The following is a 21517-nucleotide window of genomic DNA, read 5'->3' on the forward strand; positions in this document are numbered from 1 at the left end:
ATTAAATCTCTCCTTCATATACAGAAACGACAGCTTGTGCAGCAATGCCTTCGCGGCGCCCAATAGCCCCTAGCATTTCATTCGTTGTCGCTTTAATACTAATGCGATCTAATGGTATCTCTAAAATAGACTGTAAATTCATTTTCATCATATCAATGTGAGGCTTTAATTTAGGTGTCTCAGAAATAACCATAATATCAATATTATAGGCTTGTAACCCACGTTCTTTCAATAAGAAATTTACTTTTTCTAGTAAAAGCATACTAGAAATCCCTTTATACTGGTCATCTTCAGGTGGAAAATAGTATCCAATATCCCGTAAACCTGCAGCTCCCAACAGGGCATCCATCAAGGCATGGATGAGAACATCCGCATCGGAATGGCCATCAGGGCCAAGGTCAGATTCGATTTGAACACCACCTAAGATACAAGGACGACCTGCTTTTAATTGATGAATATCATAACCAAATCCAACGCGCATACGTTTATCCTCAATTCCTAAATATCGTTTTGCTACAACAATATCATTAGGTGTAGTCACTTTAATATTACAGTAATCTCCATCTACTATATGCACAGGCAGCCCTAAATACTCAACGAGGGACACATCATCAGTGCCTAAATATTTTTTATCATGAGCCTTTTGATGGGCCGCTTTAAATAGTTCTTTTTGAAAGCCTTGTGGCGTTTGAATTTGGTATAATTCACTGCGTTTTAATGTTTCTATTACAGTATGCTCTGTATTAACCCGTTTAATCGTATCCGTAGCAGGGACACCTACAGTAGCAGCTCCATATTCTATTGCAGCCCTAACAACAGCATCAAACAGTTCCCTAGATGCTAATGGACGCGCTCCATCATGAACCAGCACAATATTACTATCTTCTGATACAGCTTTGAGTCCATATGCCACAGAATGTTGACGTTCTCTTCCACCAAGTACTATCTTTACAGGAATATGCAAATCCAACCCTTGAATATGGTTAGACATATATTCTTGTTCGCCTTCAGCTACAACAAGAATAATTTCTTTTAAACCTTCAATCTTTTCTACATTCTGTATGGTACGTTGAATAATAGAATATCCTCCTAAAGGAATAAATATCTTATTTTCTTTGTATCCCATACGGCGACCAGCACCTGCAGCGAGAACGATACAACTAATTGCCTTGCCCATTTTGTCCTCCATCTACACGAGCAAAGATCATACGACCAGCACTCGTTTGTAATATGGATGTAACCATAACCTCTACATTTTGACCAACATAAGGCTTACCATCCTCTACGACAATCATCGTGCCATCATCGAGATAAGCCACACCTTGGTGTACTTCCTTACCTTCTTTCATGATTTGAACGCGAATCCATTCTCCAGCGATTAGAGCAGGTTTTAATACATTTGCCAATTCATTGAGGTTAAGTACTTCTATACCTTGTACACGAGCCACCTTATTCAAGTTAAAGTCATTTGTCATCAACTTCCATTGCTTATCTAAAGCAAGTCGCATAAGTTTTGAATCAACCTCTACAAGATCATCATAATCATCTTCAACGACCTCTATAGCAACCTTATTGGCATCTTGCATATCCTTCAAAATATCAAGGCCACGTCGACCACGGTTGCGTTTCGTAGCATCCGCAGAGTCAGAAATTACCTGTAACTCATTTAATACAAATAGTGGCACCATAAGAGGACCTTCAATAAAACCCGTAGCACATAGTTCTTTGATACGACCATCAATGATAACTGAAGTATCTAGTAATTTTGGCGTACTAGAGGATTTATCTAATTTATGAGTTGAAAACATTTTAAAACGACTTGTTTTTTTAGTGCTATCTCCTCCCCATTGTTGTACGTAATTATTATACATTTCGGGGCCTTTACGAGCCATGATTTTAAGTCCACTATATCCAAAAATAGCACTCAAAATTATAGGAATATAAGGTCCTATAATAGGTACTTGATTGAATGCAACACCAATTAGATTTGCAATAATAAGGCCGAATAATAAACCGATGGTGCCTGCAATCAATTCTTGATTTGGAATATGAGTAAGAATACGCTCTAATCTTTTAGCAATTACTAAACCTTGTTTCAAAATAAATGATGAAATCAGATAACCAATAACAAGGCCTAATAGAGTACCTACGATTAATACTGCAATGCGTGCAATTGTTAATGACATGTCCCCAAAAGATTCAAATTGAGAAACCAAATACGGGTCAATAATAGGTGCTAAGCTATCCATTCCCACGTAGGCTGCTGTACCTACTAAAATGGCTATTACATAGCGTAAAATCCGATAAATCATGAAATCACCTCCTAATTATGAAAATACGAGTTGCATCGCCTCTTGTATAGATTTGACACCTTTAATTTTGATAGAACTATCATTATCCTTGATTTGTTTATAGTTGCCTTCAGGAATAATAAACTTTTTAAAACCTAATTTCTTAGCTTCATTAATACGCTGTTCAATGCGAGGAATACTGCGAACATTACCAGTTAAGCCTACTTCACCTAAGATAACCATATCTGTTGGCACGATACGATTTTTTAAGTTTGATACTATAGCAACCGCCATAGATAAATCACAAGCCGGTTCATTTACCTTGAGACCACCGATAACATTTACATATACATCTTTATTACCTAATGTAAAGCCACAGCGTTTTTCTAAAACAGCCAATAATACGATTAATCGATTGAGATCGTAACCTATCGCCGTGCGTCGTGGCATACCAAAGGCCGTAGTAACTACCAAGCTTTGTACCTCTACTAAGATGGGACGAACCCCTTCAAGGTAAATCATGACGGCACTGCCGCTTTCTTCATCGGAACGCTCGGCTAAAAGAGAAGCAGACGGATTGGACAATTCCTGTAACCCTTCCTCTACCATGGCAAAAATGCCTGTTTCTGATGTAGATCCAAAACGGTTTTTAATAGACCGTAATATACGGAATTGATAGGAACGCTCCCCTTCAAAGTAAAGCACTACATCTACCATATGCTCTAACATACGAGGCCCTGCAATGTTGCCTTCCTTTGTTACATGACCAATGATTACAGTAGGTATATTTCGTTCTTTACAGAAGCGAAGTAGGCGAGATGTGCATTCACGAACTTGACTAACACTGCCTGGCGCAGCATCTATATCTCCAGTATACATAGTTTGTATAGAGTCAATGACTAGTAAGGAAGGAGTCATTGCTTCAGCTTGCTCCAATATATGATCTAGATCAGTATCTGCAATAACTTGTAACCGTTCAGTATTAATATGCAGTCGTTCTGCTCGAAGTTTAAGTTGTAACTGAGACTCTTCACCAGATGCATAAAGAACTGCTCCTACTGTATCGGCTACCTTCTGAGAAACCTGTAGTAACAGAGTAGATTTACCAATACCAGGATCACCACCTAAAAGCATTAGAGCACCCGGCACTATACCCCCACCTAATACACGGTCAATTTCACCAAAGGTTGTAGATACGCGTGCAATAGAAGAGATTTCGATATCTGGCAAGGCAGTAGGCTTCGCCGTTTGATTTCCAACACCTCGAGAAGGTGTTCGACTATGTTTAGTTTCTTTAATTATTTCTTCAACTAATGTATTCCATTCTCCACATTGTGGACAACGGCCCATCCATTTAGAGGATTCAGCCCCACAATTTTGACAAAAGAATACTGATTTTGCTTTTGCCATAATACCTCAAAACTTTTAAAAAGAAAGGCCATGAATGATAACCATTCATGACCTTTTATGCATAATTTTACTACATGGTTAACTATCATCATTCTATAGTATACCATTTAACTTATATTTTTTATATGAAAGGTAGTCATCAACTGTATAATTTGTATTTTTTATCATATTGATACAACAAGATCATTATCCTTTGCATCTGCTTTAATAATTTTGCCTTCTTTTGCATCTCCTTTCAAAATAAGATCCGACACTGGGTCCTCAATTAAACGTTGAATAGCACGTTTTAATGGTCGAGCCCCCATCGTAAAATCAGAGCCTTCCTTAACGAGTAATTTCATAGCCTCAGGAGAGATTTCTAATTGTAAATCACGCTCTTCAAGACGTTTTGTAACATCACTCATCAAGATAGTTACAATTTCTTTTAAGTCCTCTTCAGTTAATGGATGGAATACAATCATTTCATCGATGCGGTTTAAAAACTCAGGTCTAAAATAACGTTTTACCGCATCCATTACCGACTTCTTAGCCTCTTTAAAATCAATTCCTTTATTTTCATCAACATTAGAATCAGCCTTTTTAGCTGCTAAGAAACCAAGTTCTGGAGAGTTTTTATGTAAAGCTTTAGCACCTAAGTTACTTGTCATAATAATAACTGTATTTCTGAAATCTACAGTTCTTCCTTGACTATCAGTAAGACGACCATCATCAAGAACTTGTAACAAAATATTAAAGAAATCTGCATGTGCCTTTTCCACTTCATCGAGGAGGATAACGCTATATGGTTTACGACGTACCGCATCTGTTAATTGGCCACCTTCTTCATAGCCTACATAACCTGGAGGGGCACCGACTAAGCGAGACACAGTATGTTTTTCCATATATTCAGACATATCAAGTCGAATCATAGCAGATTCATCGCCGAACAAGGAGGATGCAAGCGCTCTTGCTAGCTCAGTTTTCCCTACACCAGTTGGCCCAAGGAACAAGAATGAACCAATAGGCCGTTTTGGGTCTTTTAATCCAGCCCTTGCACGGCGTACAGCTTTAGCTACAGCAGTAACAGCCTCATCTTGACCTACTACGCGTTTATGAAGTTCTTCTTCTAAATGTAGTAAGGTTGCAGACTCTTCTTCTGCAATTTTAGCCACTGGAATGCCTGTCCATTGTGCTACTACAGCAGCTATGTCTTCCTCTGTTACTATTAACTTTTGATCACTTTTTTCTTTAGCGATAGATTTTTTATCACCAATTTCTTTTACTAGTGATTGTTCTTCATCGCGAAGCTTTGCAGCCTTTTCGAAATCTTGAGACGTAACAGCCGCTTCTTTTTCTTTCTTAACTGTATTGAGGCGATCCTCTAATGCTTTAACATCAGGTGCTGCAGAAAATACTTTCATACGAACCTTAGATGCAGCTTCATCGACTACATCGATAGCCTTATCAGGCAAGAATCGATCTGTAATATATCGGCTAGATAAAGACACAGCTGCTGTTAATGCCTCATCTGTAATCTTAGCCTTATGGAAAGCTTCATACCGATCTCTTAAGCCCTTTAAAATTTCAAGAGCATCCTCTTCGTTAGGCTCTCCTACTTGAACGGGTTGAAAACGACGCTCTAAAGCAGCATCTTTTTCTATATGTTTCTTATATTCATCAAGTGTTGTGGCACCGATAACTTGGAATTCACCTCGTGCCAAAGCTGGCTTTAAGATATTAGCTGCATCCATAGCACCTTCAGTAGCACCTGCCCCAACCAATGTATGAATTTCATCTATAAAGATAATCATATCATCATGTTGTTGTACTTCATCGATAGCTTTTTTTAACCGTTCTTCAAATTCACCACGGTACTTAGCACCCGCTAACATAGAGCCAATACTAAGAGATATAATGCGTTTATTACGCAAAATCTCCGGTACATTACCAGTCACAATGCGCTGTGCCAAGCCTTCGGCAATAGCTGTTTTACCTACACCTGGTTCACCGATAAGAACAGGATTATTTTTAGTTCTACGACTGAGAATTTGAATGACTCGTTGAATCTCCGTATCGCGACCAATAACGGGATCAATCTTACCTTGTTTAGCAGACTCATTAAGGTCAGTTGCAAAATCTGACAGCTCACCTAAATCATTATTGCTATTTATTCCCTCTTGACCACCATTATTGCTACCTTTATTCGAGCCAAGAATACTACGAATTGCTTCTACTACGTCATTACTACGTATATTCATAGCTCGTAAAATAGCAACTGCAACACCGCTACCATCGCTAAGTAGGCCCAATAGAATATGCTCAGTACCAACGTAATTGTGATTCATGTGATTTGCTACTTGAATGGCAAGCTCAAGTACATGTTTAACGCGAGGTGTCATATATATTGATGTTGCCTTTTTATTACCACGTCCTACATGTTCTTCTACAGCTTCAAAAATATCTTCTGTAACAAGGCCAAGCTCTTCTAAAGCTTTAGCTGCTACACCATTTTTAACCTTTGTAAGGCCGATGAGTACGTGTTCAGTACCGACATAGTCATGTCCTAACTCCAAAGCAGCCTCTTGAGCTAACGAAAGAACACGCTGTGCATCGTCTGTAAACCGTTGCATCATAATATCACCTCATCTATCTATGTAAATTGTAATTATTTCTTTTCAAATATATGTAAACAATGGTGAAATAACCATTGGAATATCAAAAATATTATTAAACTCTATTAATCTATTATGCTATCTAGTATTAATATTTACTATTTTTTACAAATCTCTTAACAGTAAACTAAGAAAATTATATAAATCAATCTATACAAAATAAATAATCATGCATTAATTATTTATGTACTTATATTAATTTGAAATTTTTTGACGTATCACCTTTGCACGATAGCTGTCGCGATCGGTATCTGTCAAATTTTCACTACCTAAATATTTAGAGAGGAAGTTTGGTCTAGTTATAGCAACAAGCTCATTAAAAGTATCTTTACCCCAGAATGGTAATATTTCTAAATCTACACCTAATTGAATATCACTAAGCTTACTAAGTGCCTCTTTACCGCTTACACGGCGTGCATATTGTAAAACTCCATAGGATCGCCAAAGTATATCTTCCAAACCTTCTTTATCATTGTGTAATAAAGATTGCCGAGACTTTCGTTCTTCTGCAATAATTCCTTCTACGATTTTAATCAATTGCTCAATAGTTGCTTCTTCACTAATACCCATCGTTCGTTGATTAGAAATCTGGTAAATACAACCTAAAGCTTCGGAACCTTCCCCATACAACCCTCGTACAGAGTAACCTAATTGTATTATGTTACGAATGAGTCTCGTAATACGACCAGATAACGTCAATGCGGGTAAGTGTAACATAACAGAGGCCCGTAAACCTGTACCCACATTAGTGGGGCAAGCAGTTAAATAACCAAATCGCTCATCAAAGGCATAAGGGTATTTTGCTTCGATAGCTTTATCAATTTGAACTGCATGATTATAAGCTTGTTGCAATTTAAGTCCTGGAGCCATAGATTGAATACGTAAATGATCTTCTTCATTTACCATAATTGCGATAGAAGCATCATCAGATACGATCAAATTACGATACAGTAATTTTTCCTCTAAAGCAGGACTCATTAAATGTTTTTCAACTAAGACAGCACGTTCACGTTGACTTAATTGCTCAAGGCTAATATTTGTATATTGATGCTCATCAGCCTTTTTTAATATTGGCAATAGGCCTCGAGAGATTGTATTCACTTTTTCTAAGGAAACTGTATCTTCACGATTCGTAAACAATATATCATCAAAATTTCTCGCCAATCGTATACGACTTGAAATTACAATGTGGTCAGTCGCCTCTGTATCCTGACACAGCCACTGACTTAGCGGAGAGTCCAATATAGTATCTAACATAAGAACCTCCTATTCGTTATCACCATCGATGATAACTTCTAGATTTTTAATTTTATCTCTCAAAATTGCGGCTTCTTCAAAGTTTTCAGCTTGAATAGCTGTATCTAATTGACGGCGCAATTGCTTTACTTCATACTTTGCTTTAAATACATTAGTACCACGACTAGGTATAGCCCCTTCATACTCAGAACTACCTTGTATTCGTTCTAATAATGGATTTATTTCACTATTAAAAGTCTCATAACATTGACCACAGCCAAACTTACCTACCCGATTGAATTCATCATAAGTAATACCACACTGAGGGCATCTCTTAGATTGATGAGCTTTTAATAAGTTATCTGGATAGACCATATTCTTAAAAAAATCATTAGTAAAAAAGTTATTATCCCACATATCATTCATAAAAGAACTATAAGGAGATAATTTTCCAGCTTGTTGTAACTCGGTGGCACAAGCACTGCAAAGATGTTGCTCAGTCTTTTGATTATTTATGATATTAGTCATATGGATAGTAGCTTCATTTTTATGGCAATGATCACATAACACAAATCATCACTCCTTCCGTAAAGTGTCCACCATTGATGCATATAATTGACGAACAGCATCATTACGTTCTTCTACGTCTACATTTTCAATTAATGTAGCAAAAGAATTATGCATCAATTGAGCTTCACGACGGGTAATCTTTTCAGATTGTAATAATTGAAATAATGATTGATCTACATCTCGCATATCAATTAATCGTTCTACCGTATTTGGACCTTCATAAATCCGATAAGTTGTAACAGCAGGTAAAGAATCTGAGCTTTCTGGGTTAATTTTTTTGATTCGAATATATCCACCCAAGCCACGTCTTGATTCAACATCAAAACCGCGCTCATTAGAAAAACGCGTACTTAACACGTAACTAATTTGGGATGGCGCACAATCTAATTCATCAGCCAATTCATTACGCTTTAAAATTAGCTTTTCTTGTTCTTCACGCATACGGTCTAATATAAATTTTTCTATTTTATCAGCTATCATACTCATAAAAAACACCCCTTTAAAGTTTATTTACTATAGTTTTGACTATTTGTTCTTTATCATAACTCTATTATATTTGACTTTTTGACCTTAGTCAACATAAAAGTCAAATTTCATAAAAATAACGTTTGACTTTTAATGTATTCTCATATAATTGGACTTAATGCTTAAATCTATGTATAATAAATGAGATATTATTTTCTGAAGGAAGGTGTTGTTATGGCAGAAGCATTAGGACAAGAACTGTTAATTGATTTATATTCCTGCGATGAAGACGCAATTTCATCCGCTACAGCTGTACAGGAAAGTGTAGCAACCGCATTTGACTTAGCTGAACTTGATGTAGATGAAATCAGTTGTCAGGTTATGGACGAGGAAATCGCCCTCCTTTCTGTCGCACCAGGTTTTCACTTTACATTGCACACATATCCTGCACTTGGTTATGTAGCAGTTGATTTGTATTCCTTCGAGCAAACATTACCGCTTACGTTAATTATGAAAGCCTTACGTAAATCTTTTAGAGCTGAAAAAGTAAAGGCAACAAGTGTGCAACGTGGCGACTTTGGTAACGAACGTGATATGAAGCCACGTCGCAAAACTAAGATTACTACACTTGGTCGTGTTTCTCGTACACGTATCCAACTCAAACAAACAGGAGGCAAGTTGAAAAAACAAAGTGCTAAGGTTATCAAAACATTAGCTAAAAAGAGTGGCCTAAAAAAATAACATAAAATGAAAATGCAAAAAAGCTAGAGGATTTCCTCTAGCTTTTTATTTGGGTTGATATGTAATTCTATTTATATAGCTTATCTACGAACCATCATTTCTTCAAGATTGAGAACATCAGCAATTTCATCAACATCATCACAGATATATTCAGCATCCGCTTCTTTTAACTCAGATTCTGTACCGTAACCATAGGTAACACCGATGGAGATACAGCCAAGTTCATTAGCTGCTTCTACATCGTACTTACGATCTCCAACCATGAATGTCAATCGACGACCATTTTCATCAGTTAATGGGTTACCACATAGCGTGAGAGCTTTTTCAAGAATTTCTTTTTTGTGTAACAATCCCGCTTCGTAATTAGCACCAACAATAACATCAAAGTATGGTGTCAATTCGAAGTGATCAAGAATATCTTTAGCATAATGTTCTGGTTTTGCAGTAGCTACAGCTATAGTATATTGTTCAGTTTTGCATTTAGCCAATAAGTCTACAATATTCGGATATACTTTATTTTCAAATTTACCAATGGTACCATAACGTTCACGGAATTTAAAGTATGTTTCTTCCGCTTGCTCAAAGGTCAGACCACAATATTCTTGGAAAGCATCTACCAATGGTGGTCCTAAGAACAATTGTAATGTTTCTTCATCAGGTACAGTATAACCGAAATGTTCCAATGCAAATTTAATGCTTTTAAGAATACCTTCTTGAGAGTCAGTTAAGGTTCCATCTAAATCAAATAATATCGTTTTCTTCATATTATTTCTTTAAAGCCTCTTTCAATGTATGCCATGCAAGAACTGCACATTTCACACGTGCTGGCATATTAGAAATATTTTGTAATGCCATAGCATCTTCCAATTCTTCTAACTCATTTTCATCGGTAATTTCTTTTTTAATCATACCTAAGAAAATTTCTACCAAACGAAGCGCTTCTTCAACAGATTTGCCTTTAATGATATCAATCATCATAGATGCAGATGCTTGGCTAATAGCACAACCAGAACCTGTATATGCAGCATCTTTAATGATACCATCTACTACATTGAGTTGTAATATTAGATCATCACCACAACTAGGGTTATGTCCATGTTCAGAATTTGTAAATTCAGATAATTCATGCTTATTACGTTTATCTTGGTTATGTTCCAAAATAAGTTCCGTATATAATTGATCCATTTCCATTAGTGGTAACTCTCCTAATCTTTAAAACCCATTACTGAACGAACAGTCTTTAATACTTCAAGGAATGCGTCTAAATCTTCCTTGCGAGTGTATAAGTACATACTTAAACGAGTAGATGCGGATACATTGTAGAACGCACCTAATGGTTGTGCACAATGGTGACCGGAACGAACGCAAATCCCCTTAGAATCCAAAATCGTAGCTACGTCATGAGGATGTACATCATCTACAGTAAACGCAATAACGCCATGTTTTTCCTTAGGATTTTGAGAACCAATAACATGGACATGTGGCAATTCAACAATCTTAGGAAGAATATAAGCTACTAACTCCTCTTCATAGGCTTCTATAGCATCCATTCCAAAGGATTCCAAATAATCAATAGCTGCATGCAAGGAAACAGCACCATCAGCATTTGGAGTACCTGCCTCAAACTTATATGGAAGCTCATTGAATGTAGCAGTTTGTTCTTTTACATACTCAATCATATCGCCACCCAATAGGAATGGAGGCATAGTTTCTAATAAGTCACGTTTACCGTATAGTACACCAATCCCTTGAGATGCACACATTTTATGGCCAGAGAATACGAAGAAATCGCAATCCAATGCTTGTACGTCAATTTTTTTATGAGGTGTAGATTGAGCACCGTCTAGAACAACAATAGCACCTACAGAGTGAGCCTTCTCAGTTAATTCTTTTACTGGGAATTCCATACCAAGCACGTTACTAACATGAGCGAAAGCAACAATTTTAGTCTTTTCATCAATTTTATTGATTTCACCATCTTTTAAGTGCCCATGTTCATCAAGATACATGTATTCTAAGGTTGCCCCCGTCTGTTCTGCCACATATTGCCATGTTACAAGATTCGCATGATGTTCAGCAACAGTAATGACAATCTTGTCACCTTTTTTCACATTATGAAGGCCATAGCTGTGGGCAATCAAGTTCATTGACTCCGTACTATTACGTGTAAATATAACCTCTTCGCGTTCGCGAGCATTGATAAATTCAACTACGCGATCCCGTGCATTTTCATAGTCTTCAGATGCTTCAATGGCTAAAATATGAGAACCACGATGTGGGTTACCATTACGTTGTGTCATATGTTCCACAACACGGTCAATTACGGACTGTGGAATTTGAGCAGTAGCACCGCTATCTAAATAGATAACACGATGCCCATTATGCTCTTTATGTAATATAGGAAAGTCTTTGTATGCTTCTGCAATTGGTCTCATAAAAACGCCTCTTTAAATTTTATTACGTACAGCTGCTAACGCTGCTTCTTCAATCGTTTCATCACCAATGCGATCAATAATAGGTCGAATCATAGATTCAACAATGATATGTTTTGCCTCTACCTCACTAAAGCCACGGCTCATGATATAGAACAATTTATTATGATCAATTTGGCCTGCACTTGCTGCATGATTACCAACTACATTATCTTCTTTACACAATAAAAGTGGTAACGAAACAGATTTTACAGTTGGATCTAACAATAAGCAAGTATCTTCTTCCGCACCTTCAGAAGCTGTTGCTCCATTAAGAAAATCAAGGGTCCCTCTGAAGGATTTTTTAGAATTGCCACTAAGAGCACCTAAGGTATGAATATCACTAAATGATTTTTTACCACCATGACTCATAACCATAGAAATATCAAATTTTTGCTCTTTATTACCAAGATAAGCAATGTCATGAACCATACGGGATTCTTGACCTACTAAATCATGATAGTAATTCAAGATGTTTTCACTGCCACCAATTTCAATATTGATGTATTCTACATCTGCTTTTTCTTCTAATTTAGTGTATCGATGCTCGATATGTTGTACATGTTCAGGCAAAAGATTTACCTTTTTTACTACAACCTTACCAGCTTCTTTCACATCGTATTCGTTTAAATAACTAACATTTATCAATGCATCCCCAGAGCCCGTTACATAAAATTGCACTTCTAGTTCAGCACCTTCACCAACGATAAATTGGAAACGGTTTGCCACACGAGCATTAGCATCAATGCGGATACCTACAACTTCTTTCGCCTTAGGAGGCACATTGATAGCATAGCCTTCCGCTTTTTCAACTAATACTTGAACAGCTTCTTTATTAGCACCTTCATAATTACCATCTAGTAATGCTGTACCAACAGGTAATGGTGAAAGTATATCTTTATTCGCTTCCACAGCGATGGATTGTACCGCTGTATCTTCTCCAGCTAGAGAGCTTACAGTATGATTAACGCGCAACCATCTGAATGTCGGTCTAGGGAGTTCATTAAATAGTAATTCGCTCATAATTCCTCCTTAACCGATAGAACCTTCTAATTCAAGATTGATTAGATTGTTCATTTCTACTGCATATTCAAGTGGCAATTCTTTAGAGATTGGCTCTACAAAGCCACGAACGAGCATCGCACGAGCTTCTTCTTCACTAATACCACGAGTCATAAGATAGAAAATTGCCTCGTCGGAAATACGACCGATTTTAGCTTCATGACCTAAATCCACATTGTCATTTTCTACGATAATAGCTGGGATTGTATCAGATTGAGACTCAGCATCAAGCATCAAGGATTCACAAGAAACGGTTGCTTTGGAATGCTCAGCTTTAGGACCAATCTTCAAAAGGCCACGATAAATTGCAGCGCCACCGGATTTAGAAATGGATTTAGAGTTTACATTACTTGTTGTATATGGTGCATTATGTACCACTTTACAACCTGTATCGAGGAATTGTCCTTCACCAGCGAATGTTACACCTGTAAATTCAGCATGTGCACCTTCACCGTTGAGAATACTCATTGGGTACAAACAAGAAACTTTGGAGCCAAAGGAACCAGATACCCACTCAATTGTACCATTTTTACCTACTACACAACGTTTTGTGTTAAGGTTGTACATGTTTTTAGACCAGTTTTCAATTGTAGAATAACGCAATGTAGCATTGTCTTTAACGAACAGTTCAACAGCGCCTGCATGAAGGTTAGACACATCATACTTAGGAGCAGAACAACCTTCGATAAAGTGCAATTTAGCCCCTTCTTCTACGATAATCATCGTATGTTCGAACTGACCAGCACCTGGTGCATTCAAACGGAAGTAAGATTGCAATGGAATCTCTACTTGTACACCTGCAGGAACGTATACGAAGGAACCACCAGACCAAACGGCACCGTGAAGAGCAGCCCATTTATGGTCTGTAGGTGGAATTAATGTCATCCAGTATTTTTTTACGATTTCTTCATGTTCATGTAATGCTGTTTCGATATCAGTATAGATAACACCTTGCTTAACAAGATCTTCTTGAATACTGTGGTAAACAACTTCAGAATCATATTGAGCACCAACACCAGCTAGAGATGTTTTTTCCGCTTCTGGAATACCTAAGCGGTCAAAAGTACTTTTAATTTCTTCTGGAACTTCATCCCAGTTTTCTTTCATATCTACTTTAGGCTTAACATATGTATGAATATTTGCCATATCTAAGCCCGAGATATCAGGAATCCAATTCGGAATGCCCATGCGATTATAGATTTCCAAAGACTTTAAACGGAAATCGAGCATCCATTCTGGTTCATTTTTATTAGACCAAATCTCACGGATAATATCTTCTGTTAAACCGGCATCAGAGATATAAGAATATTCAAATTCGTTCTTTATATCATAGACGCCACGGTCCATATCCGCGACTTGGGTTTTCTTTCTTTCTTCCATTATGCCTCCTATGCTAATGCTTTGTATGCGTCATAACCTTTTTCTTCGATTTCACGTACAAGAGAAGCATCACCAGTTTTAACAATCTTGCCATTGATCAACACATGAACATAGTCTGGTTTTAGTTTTTGCAAGATTTGGTTATGATGAGTAATGATTAATACAGCATTTTCTTCGTTATGGAAACGTTGTACACCTTCAGATACGATACGAACCGCATCTACGTCAAGGCCAGAATCAGTTTCATCAAGAATAGCCAATTTAGGATTCAAAATGGACATTTGAAGAATTTCATTCTTCTTGCGTTCACCACCAGAGAAGCCTTCATTTACATAACGTTGCGCATAAGATAAATCAAAGGACAATTCATCCATTTTTTCTTTCAATTCTTTTTTGAAAGATAATGCACGTACATTTTCACCAGTAATTGTGGATTTAGCTGTACGAATGAAGTTTTCTACAGTAATACCAGGAATAGAAATTGGATTTTGGAAGGACATAAAAATACCCGCTTTTGCACGATCGTTTACTGCATCTTCCGTAATATCCTTACCATCAAAAATGATAGAACCACTATCTACTGTATATGTAGAGTTACCCATGATTGCATTAGCAAGTGTAGATTTACCAGCACCATTTGTCCCCATCACAACATGAATTTCACCTTTATTAATTGTTAAATCAATACCTTTCAAGATTTGTTTCTCTTCAACAGATACCTTTAAATCTTTTATCTGAAGTAATTCAGCCAAAATGTTCACTCCTTTTATTTGTATGTAACCATAAGAAACATACACTCGTTATATATAAAACGTATATACTGACACATATAAAAAGGCGGTACGCACTAACGTGAATACCGCCGTAATTCTCGCCAACTTAGCAAGTATGTGCATAACAATCTACACTCATTATACATTCTTATCTAAATGATAGCAAGATATTCCTACTAAAATATACAGGAATTAAAAGAATATCAAGTATTACATATATTGATAGGTTTTTATTAATATTAATTCTCATCCTATTCGATTCTCAATATTAAATTATAGGTTTGAAAAATCAAGAGTTCCAAATAAATCATCGTATGTTTCAGCACGACGAATTTGTGTAACAGAGCCATCTTTATGTAGCAATAACTCTGCAGAACGTAATTTACCATTATAATTGAAACCCATAGAATGTCCATGTGCACCAGCATCGTGAATGATGACACGATCTCCAATATCAATTTTTGGCAGCTCTCGTTGAATAGCAAATTTATCATTATTTTCACATAAGGAGCCTGTTACATCATATACATGATCCTTGGGAGCATTTTCTTTCCCCATTACGGTAATATGATGATAAGAGCCATACAACGCCGGACGCATAAGATTTGCCATACAAGCATCTAAACCGATGTAATGACGATAAATATCTTTTTTATGAATAGCAGTAGAAACAAGGTAACCAAATGAACCGGTTACCATACGCCCACATTCATAAGCCAATGCTACATCAATAAGTCCATTAGCTACTAAAATCCGATTATACGCTTCTTCTACACCCTTGCTTAATGCGCGGAAGTCTACTGGTGTTTGTTCTGGTTTATAAGCTACACCTACACCTCCACCTAAATCAATAAATTCAACAGTGATACCAAGTTCTTTTTTAATATCTACAGCAAGATTAAAGCAAAGCTCTGCTGTACCAACTAAACCGTCAATATCAAGTTCGTTAGAAACAACCATTGTATGAATACCAAAGTGTTTTACACCTTTAGCTTGTAATTGTTTGTACGCTTCAAATATTTGTTCGCGTGTCATACCATATTTAGCTTCTTCAGGAAGGCCAATAATTGTATTGCCTCCTTCTTTTAAAGAACCCGGATTATAACGCACGCAGAATGTATCTGGCAAAGAGCCGTGATTTTTTTCTAAATATTCTATATGCGTAATATCATCAAGATTGATGATTGCACCCATTTCAAGTGCTTTTTTATACTCCACATATGGTGTGTCATTAGATGTGAACATAATATCATGTCCTGTAATACCCACCTTTTCACATAAAATTAATTCCGCTAAGGAAGAGCAATCTGCACCAACTCCAAGTTTTTGTAATAAACGCATGATATATGGATTTGGAGTTGCTTTAACTGCAAAATATTGCTTGAATCCCTTATTCCAAGAGAATGCATTGATGAAAGATTTCATATTCTCAATAATTCCTTCTTCATCATAAATATGGAATGGAGTTGGATACTGAGCAATAATATTTTCTAATTGTTCTGACGTGAATGGAACTGTTTTTTTGTTCATGATAACCTTTCTACATAAATAAAAGACTCATCAGCCGATGAGTCTTTTATTCTAATTTCCTAATTATTTAAATAAAGCTTTATCTAAACTAAAGCGACCAGCACCAGCAAAGAATAACATAAGTGCACCAAAGCCTAATTGAGATGGGTAGTCCCAGCTAAAGAAACTACCATTCAAACTCACAATAGTCGCAGTTGCTAAAGTACCTACAACTAGAATAGCACCAATACGTGTAAATAATCCTACTGCAATGAGAATACCACCAATCATTTCTGCAAGTGCTGCCATAGTGCCTAGCATCTCATAACCACCGGATACACCTAAAGGTGCCAACATAGTTCCTACTTTGTAGAGTCCTTCAGCTCCGCTAAGCCATTTTAAATAACCATGATAAAACATGGAAATGCCCAATGCAAGGCGATAAATTAATAAGCCAAAATTTACATAATTAGGTTTACTTTTAAAAATAAAGTTCAACATAGTGATCCTTCTTTCAATTCAAACATATAAAATCGAATAAATTCGATACGCTAATTATACTATTAGAGAATAACTATGTCAATAAGACTCACTATTAAATTCTATAGAATTATATCATACATTGTATACAAAATCAATTTTATCGATGTAATCAACATAATATCGTCAGCTTAAATACAATCATAGTTTTTTTGAAATTTGAAATTTAAAATATTACACCCTTACAATAGATTAATTTATCAGTAAAAAATAATCCTAATGAATATGAAAAAATGTAATTCATAATTCATTAGGATTATTATATTTCTTATAAAATTAATTCTAAGCAGCTGATTACATCATACCGCCCATACCACCCATTGGAGGCATTGCAGGAACTGCTGCATTTTCATCTACCTTATCAGCTACGATTGTTTCAGTAGTTAATACAAGAGATGCGATAGATGCGGCATTTTGAAGGGCAGAACGAGTAACTTTTGCAGGGTCAACAATACCAGCTTTAACCATATCGATGTATTCTTCAGTCAAGGCATTGAAACCTACACCAGCTTCAGTATTTTTAACTTTTTCTACTACTACAGAACCTTCGAGACCAGCGTTGTATGCAATTTGACGAAGTGGTTCTTCTACAGCGCGTTTTACAAGGTTAATACCAGTTTGAACATCACCAGTAGCTTTCAATGTATTCAATGCAGGGATGATATCGATGAATGTAGTACCACCACCAGCTACGATACCTTCTTCGACAGCTGCACGGGTTGCGTTCAATGCGTCTTCAATGCGAAGTTTCTTATCTTTCATTTCAACTTCTGTAGCAGCACCTACTTCGATAACTGCAACACCACCGGACAATTTAGCTAGACGTTCTTGTAATTTTTCACGGTCGAAATCAGAAGATGTTTCTTCAACTTGTGCACGGATTTGGTTAATGCGTTTAGCAATTACATCTTTATCACCTGCGCCATCGATGATTGTAGTTTCATCTTTAGTGATGCGAACTTGACGAGCTGTACCAAGATCTTCAAGTTCTACAGAATCAAGCTTACGGCCCATATCTTCAGTGATTACCGTACCGCCAGTTAAGATAGCGATATCTTCAAGCATAGCTTTACGACGATCACCAAAGCCAGGAGCTTTAACAGCTACAGCTTTGAATGTACCACGCAAACGGTTTACTACTAATGTAGCCAACGCTTCCCCTTCTACATCTTCAGCGATAATAAGAAGTTCTTTGCCTACTTTTACTACTTTTTCAAGTGTTGGCAACATATCTGCGATAGCACTGATTTTACGATCAGTAATCAAGATATATGGGTTATCCATAACAGCTTCCATACGATCAGGGTCAGTTACCATGTAAGGGGAAATGTAACCACGATCAAATTGCATACCTTCTACTACATTTAATGCAGTTTGCAAACCTTTGGATTCTTCAACAGTAATAACACCGTCATTACCAACCTTTTCCATAGCTTCAGCAATCAAACCACCGATTTCTTCGTCAGCAGCAGATACACTTGCAACTTGAGCAATTTCAGCTTTACCAGAAACTTTAATAGAGCGTTTTTTGATTTCTTCAACTAAAGTTTTTACTGCTGTTTCAATACCTTTTTTCAAAATCATTGGGTTAGCACCAGCTGCTACATTGCGCATACCTTCTTGAATCATAGCTTGTGCCAATACTGTGGCAGTAGTAGTACCATCACCTGCTACGTCGTTAGTTTTAGTAGCAACTTCTTTTACCAACTGAGCACCCATGTTTTCAAATGGATCTGGAAGTTCGATATCGCGAGCAATAGTTACACCATCATTTGTAATTGTTGGGGAACCGAATTTTTTATCCAACACAACATTACGACCTTTTGGACCTAATGTAACTTTTACAGCATTTGCTAATTGATCTACGCCACGACCTAAAGCACGACGAGCTTCTTCATTAAACAAGATTTCTTTTGCCATATGTATTACCTCCTAAATAGTAACACTATCCAATGTAACGAAATATATATACCCTTAGGCAATATAGGATGTATCATCAGTTTTTATAGTCATGTAGACTATAAATTAGCGATTATAATACTGCTAAAATATCGCGTTCGCTAATAATCAAATGAGTAGCACCATCAATTTCTAATTCGCTACCAGCATATTTTGCGAACATAACAGTGTCGCCAACTTTAACTTCTGGAGCTACACGTTGACCATTGTCATATACTTTACCAGCACCTACAGCTACAACTACACCTTCTTGAGGTTTTTCTTTTGCTGTATCAGGAAGGAAGATACCACTTTTAGTTTTTTCTTCTTTTGCTTCTAGACGGATAAGAACGCGGTCAGCTAATGGTTTTAACATATAATGTCACTCCTTTTTTCTAGTTAATCTCCATAATTTATTAGCACTCTAACTCATTGAGTGCTAATTACAAGTATTATTATAACCGAAGTTAAAATAATTGCAAGTACTAATTTTGATTTTTTGACTTTTTAGATGTTATTTGACTTATTAGACTGTTTAATGATGAGATTACATGTTTCTATAATAGATATTTGTTTATTCATACTTAAGGTGCGAATGCGATTATACGCTTCCGCTTCAGATATAGAATATAGTTCCATTAATATACCAGTTCCCTTTTGAATGATTTTACGATCTTCTAATGACTGTTCTAGCTCAGCCATCTTTTCGCGCAACTGAGCATCACTTTTATAGCGACCTAAAGCCATCTCTAAGGAAGGAACTAACTGTTCCTCCCGTACTGGTTTAATTAAATAGCCATATACACCAGAATCTCGAGCCTTATCGATTAAATCTTGCTGGCTATAACTTGTTAATAATACTACAGGTGCTTCATGGTGAAAGCCAATTTGACGTGCCGCCTCAATACCATCTAATTCTGGCATTTTAACATCCATCAATATAATATCTGGCTTATGTTTTTTACAAAGTTCTAAAGCTTCAACACCATTTGTACCTTCTGCAACGACTTCATGACCACAAGACTCAATAATATCCCGTAAGTCCATACGTATTAGAGATTCATCATCCACGATTAAAACGCGCATTTATGCCTCCTTCTTCATATGTATCGTCACCAATACACCTGTACCAGTATTTTCTATGGATAAACTACCTTTCAACTCGTGGGCAACTAAATTATTAATAATAGTTAGACCTAAACGTTTATTAGATGTGAAAGAAAAATTGCTAGGCAATCCTTTACCATTATCCCAAAAGATTAGTTCGATACTCCCGTTTATATCCGTTACAGTCAAATGAATTTGACCATTTCTACCGTCTAACCCATGTTCTAAGCTATTTGTAATCAACTCATTAATAATAAGAGATACATAACTTGCCATATGAGAGGAGATTAATATGTCTTCGCCACTGTAAATAAAAGTAACCTCTTGGTCTTGTCGCACCATACTCATACGCAACAATCGACATAATTCATCATAAATCGATCGTATACCGATATAATCCTCATCGTAATGAGATACTATATCGTGAACTAGAGCCATACTCTCGATGCGATTAATTCCCTCTTGGAGTGCTTGTTTTACCTCTGGCAAGCTAGAGCGTCTCGCCTCCATGCGCAATAAACCTGCTACTGTTTGTAAGTTATTTTTTACACGGTGATGAACCTCTTTGATAATGGAATTTTTAACTAATAATTCTTGTTGCTGTTTGCTTTCACGAGTACAATCATGAAGAACTAAAAAGCACCTCGTTTCATTGCGCCCCATAGCAATAGGAATCATATGCTGACGAATTACCATATCTTGATAGATTTCTTCATTTGTAAGTATATTTCTATCTGATAATACCTGCTGTATAGCGGACATCTTTAAGGTACTGCTAAAAATTGATGAACCAACCAAGCGACGGTCAAAGCCTAATATATCTACTAACTTCATAGCTGCATCGTTAGCATACAGTATTTTATAAGTGTCGTCGAAAATAATTAAACCATCAAAATAGGACATGGGTTCGTAAGACAATATTTGTTCATCAGTAGCTGTCAGCATAAGACGTTGCATCGTATCAGACAAAACGTATTCTTGCTCATATTGTTCTGCCTTAATAGATGGTGATAATGTAAAAGATATCCCCCCAATAATACGACCTCCGTTGTCTACGATAGGAAAGACATGTTGACGCTGCTCGTCATCTAACCCGATAAGTGGCTGACCATCTTTCATCATAGTATGCCACGTATGACTGCCTTTTAATTGACGTGTAGTAATCCCTTGATCACTGCGTTCTATGCATAGCATATCTGCACATTGTTGTGATCTCTCACCTTGTCCTGTCTCTAGTAGGGGTGTAAAAATCTGTATCCTTTGACGAGTTAAAGACTCGCCAAAGGATATGAGTTTACTAATATGCTCAAGTAATGAGGTTTGTAATGGTCCTAATGGTGTTCTATTTAAAATATCTTGACCAATATCCACGA

20 protein-coding genes are annotated in these 21517 nt (G+C 36.7%); 1 reads left to right on the plus strand and 19 read right to left on the minus strand.

All coding sequences use genetic code 11. The annotated features are described in order from the left end of the window. Position 1 precedes the first annotated feature (1 nt). From ispD to VPAR_RS05175, 7 genes are all read right to left on the minus strand, one after another. Positions 2-1177 (minus strand): 2-C-methyl-D-erythritol 4-phosphate cytidylyltransferase, encoded by a 1176-nt coding sequence (ispD, locus tag VPAR_RS05145; RefSeq protein ID WP_012864443.1) that lies wholly within the window; start codon positions 1175-1177, stop codon positions 2-4. Next, positions 1161-2312: a PIN/TRAM domain-containing protein gene (locus tag VPAR_RS05150; protein ID WP_004696009.1), complete on the minus strand. Its 1152-nt coding sequence runs from the start codon at positions 2310-2312 to the stop codon at positions 1161-1163. The genes ispD and VPAR_RS05150 overlap by 17 nt, the downstream gene beginning before the upstream one ends. A gap of 15 nt (positions 2313-2327) precedes the next feature. Then, entirely contained in the window at positions 2328-3701 is a 1374-nt protein-coding gene (gene radA, locus VPAR_RS05155; RefSeq protein ID WP_012864444.1) for a DNA repair protein RadA, read from the minus strand. Between the two features lie 164 nt (positions 3702-3865). Further along, positions 3866-6313 carry an ATP-dependent Clp protease ATP-binding subunit gene (locus VPAR_RS05160; protein ID WP_012864445.1) on the minus strand — a complete coding sequence of 816 codons (2448 nt, stop codon included), beginning with the start codon at positions 6311-6313 and terminating at the stop codon, positions 3866-3868. A gap of 234 nt (positions 6314-6547) precedes the next feature. Next, a complete protein-coding gene (locus VPAR_RS05165) occupies positions 6548-7609 on the minus strand; it encodes a protein arginine kinase (protein ID WP_012864446.1) in 1062 nt (353 codons plus the stop codon). 9 nt (positions 7610-7618) lie between these two features. Further along, complete coding sequence (locus VPAR_RS05170) at positions 7619-8158, minus strand: UvrB/UvrC motif-containing protein (protein ID WP_012864447.1); 540 nt, start codon at positions 8156-8158, stop codon at positions 7619-7621. A gap of 6 nt (positions 8159-8164) precedes the next feature. Then, positions 8165-8644, minus strand: a complete 480-nt coding sequence (locus tag VPAR_RS05175) for a CtsR family transcriptional regulator (protein ID WP_004696020.1) — start codon at positions 8642-8644, stop codon at positions 8165-8167. 213 nt (positions 8645-8857) lie between these two features. Here VPAR_RS05175 and VPAR_RS05180 point away from each other — a divergent pair, with 213 nt between their 5' ends. Next, on the plus strand, positions 8858-9364 hold the full coding sequence (locus VPAR_RS05180; protein WP_004696023.1) for an S-adenosylmethionine decarboxylase family protein: 507 nt from the start codon (positions 8858-8860) through the stop codon (positions 9362-9364). A gap of 80 nt (positions 9365-9444) precedes the next feature. On the opposite strand, the gene VPAR_RS05185 is transcribed toward VPAR_RS05180, so the two are convergent. From VPAR_RS05185 to VPAR_RS05240, 12 genes are all read right to left on the minus strand, one after another. Beyond that, positions 9445-10128, minus strand: coding sequence for an HAD hydrolase-like protein (locus VPAR_RS05185; protein ID WP_012864448.1), 684 nt, complete (start codon positions 10126-10128; stop codon positions 9445-9447). Between the two features lies 1 nt (position 10129). Continuing rightward, entirely contained in the window at positions 10130-10555 is a 426-nt protein-coding gene (gene sufU, locus VPAR_RS05190; RefSeq protein WP_012864449.1) for a Fe-S cluster assembly sulfur transfer protein SufU, read from the minus strand. A 14-nt stretch (positions 10556-10569) separates the two neighbouring features. Next, entirely contained in the window at positions 10570-11799 is a 1230-nt protein-coding gene (locus tag VPAR_RS05195; RefSeq protein ID WP_004696029.1) for a SufS family cysteine desulfurase, read from the minus strand. A gap of 12 nt (positions 11800-11811) precedes the next feature. After that, positions 11812-12858: a SufB/SufD family protein gene (locus VPAR_RS05200; protein ID WP_012864450.1), complete on the minus strand. Its 1047-nt coding sequence runs from the start codon at positions 12856-12858 to the stop codon at positions 11812-11814. A gap of 9 nt (positions 12859-12867) precedes the next feature. After that, positions 12868-14277 (minus strand): Fe-S cluster assembly protein SufB, encoded by a 1410-nt coding sequence (gene sufB / locus VPAR_RS05205; protein WP_004696034.1) that lies wholly within the window; start codon positions 14275-14277, stop codon positions 12868-12870. 8 nt (positions 14278-14285) lie between these two features. Next, positions 14286-15029 (minus strand): Fe-S cluster assembly ATPase SufC, encoded by a 744-nt coding sequence (gene sufC, locus VPAR_RS05210; RefSeq protein WP_004696035.1) that lies wholly within the window; start codon positions 15027-15029, stop codon positions 14286-14288. A 294-nt stretch (positions 15030-15323) separates the two neighbouring features. Then, positions 15324-16580 (minus strand): diaminopimelate decarboxylase family protein, encoded by a 1257-nt coding sequence (locus tag VPAR_RS05215; RefSeq protein ID WP_012864451.1) that lies wholly within the window; start codon positions 16578-16580, stop codon positions 15324-15326. Between the two features lie 63 nt (positions 16581-16643). Further along, entirely contained in the window at positions 16644-17060 is a 417-nt protein-coding gene (locus VPAR_RS05220) for a DoxX family protein (RefSeq protein ID WP_004696040.1), read from the minus strand. 333 nt (positions 17061-17393) lie between these two features. Continuing rightward, positions 17394-19019, minus strand: coding sequence for a chaperonin GroEL (groL, locus tag VPAR_RS05225; RefSeq protein ID WP_012864452.1), 1626 nt, complete (start codon positions 19017-19019; stop codon positions 17394-17396). Between the two features lie 112 nt (positions 19020-19131). Next, positions 19132-19413: a co-chaperone GroES gene (gene groES / locus VPAR_RS05230; protein WP_004696047.1), complete on the minus strand. Its 282-nt coding sequence runs from the start codon at positions 19411-19413 to the stop codon at positions 19132-19134. A 131-nt stretch (positions 19414-19544) separates the two neighbouring features. Beyond that, the gene (locus VPAR_RS05235; protein WP_012864453.1) at positions 19545-20123 is read right to left on the minus strand and encodes an ANTAR domain-containing response regulator; all 579 of its coding nucleotides are present in this window, start codon (positions 20121-20123) and stop codon (positions 19545-19547) included. After that, complete coding sequence (locus VPAR_RS05240) at positions 20124-21515, minus strand: sensor histidine kinase (protein ID WP_012864454.1); 1392 nt, start codon at positions 21513-21515, stop codon at positions 20124-20126. It lies immediately after the preceding gene. Positions 21516-21517: the final 2 nt, after the last annotated feature.

The sequence above is a fragment of the Veillonella parvula DSM 2008 genome (assembly GCF_000024945.1).
GTDB lineage: Bacteria > Bacillota > Negativicutes > Veillonellales > Veillonellaceae > Veillonella > Veillonella parvula.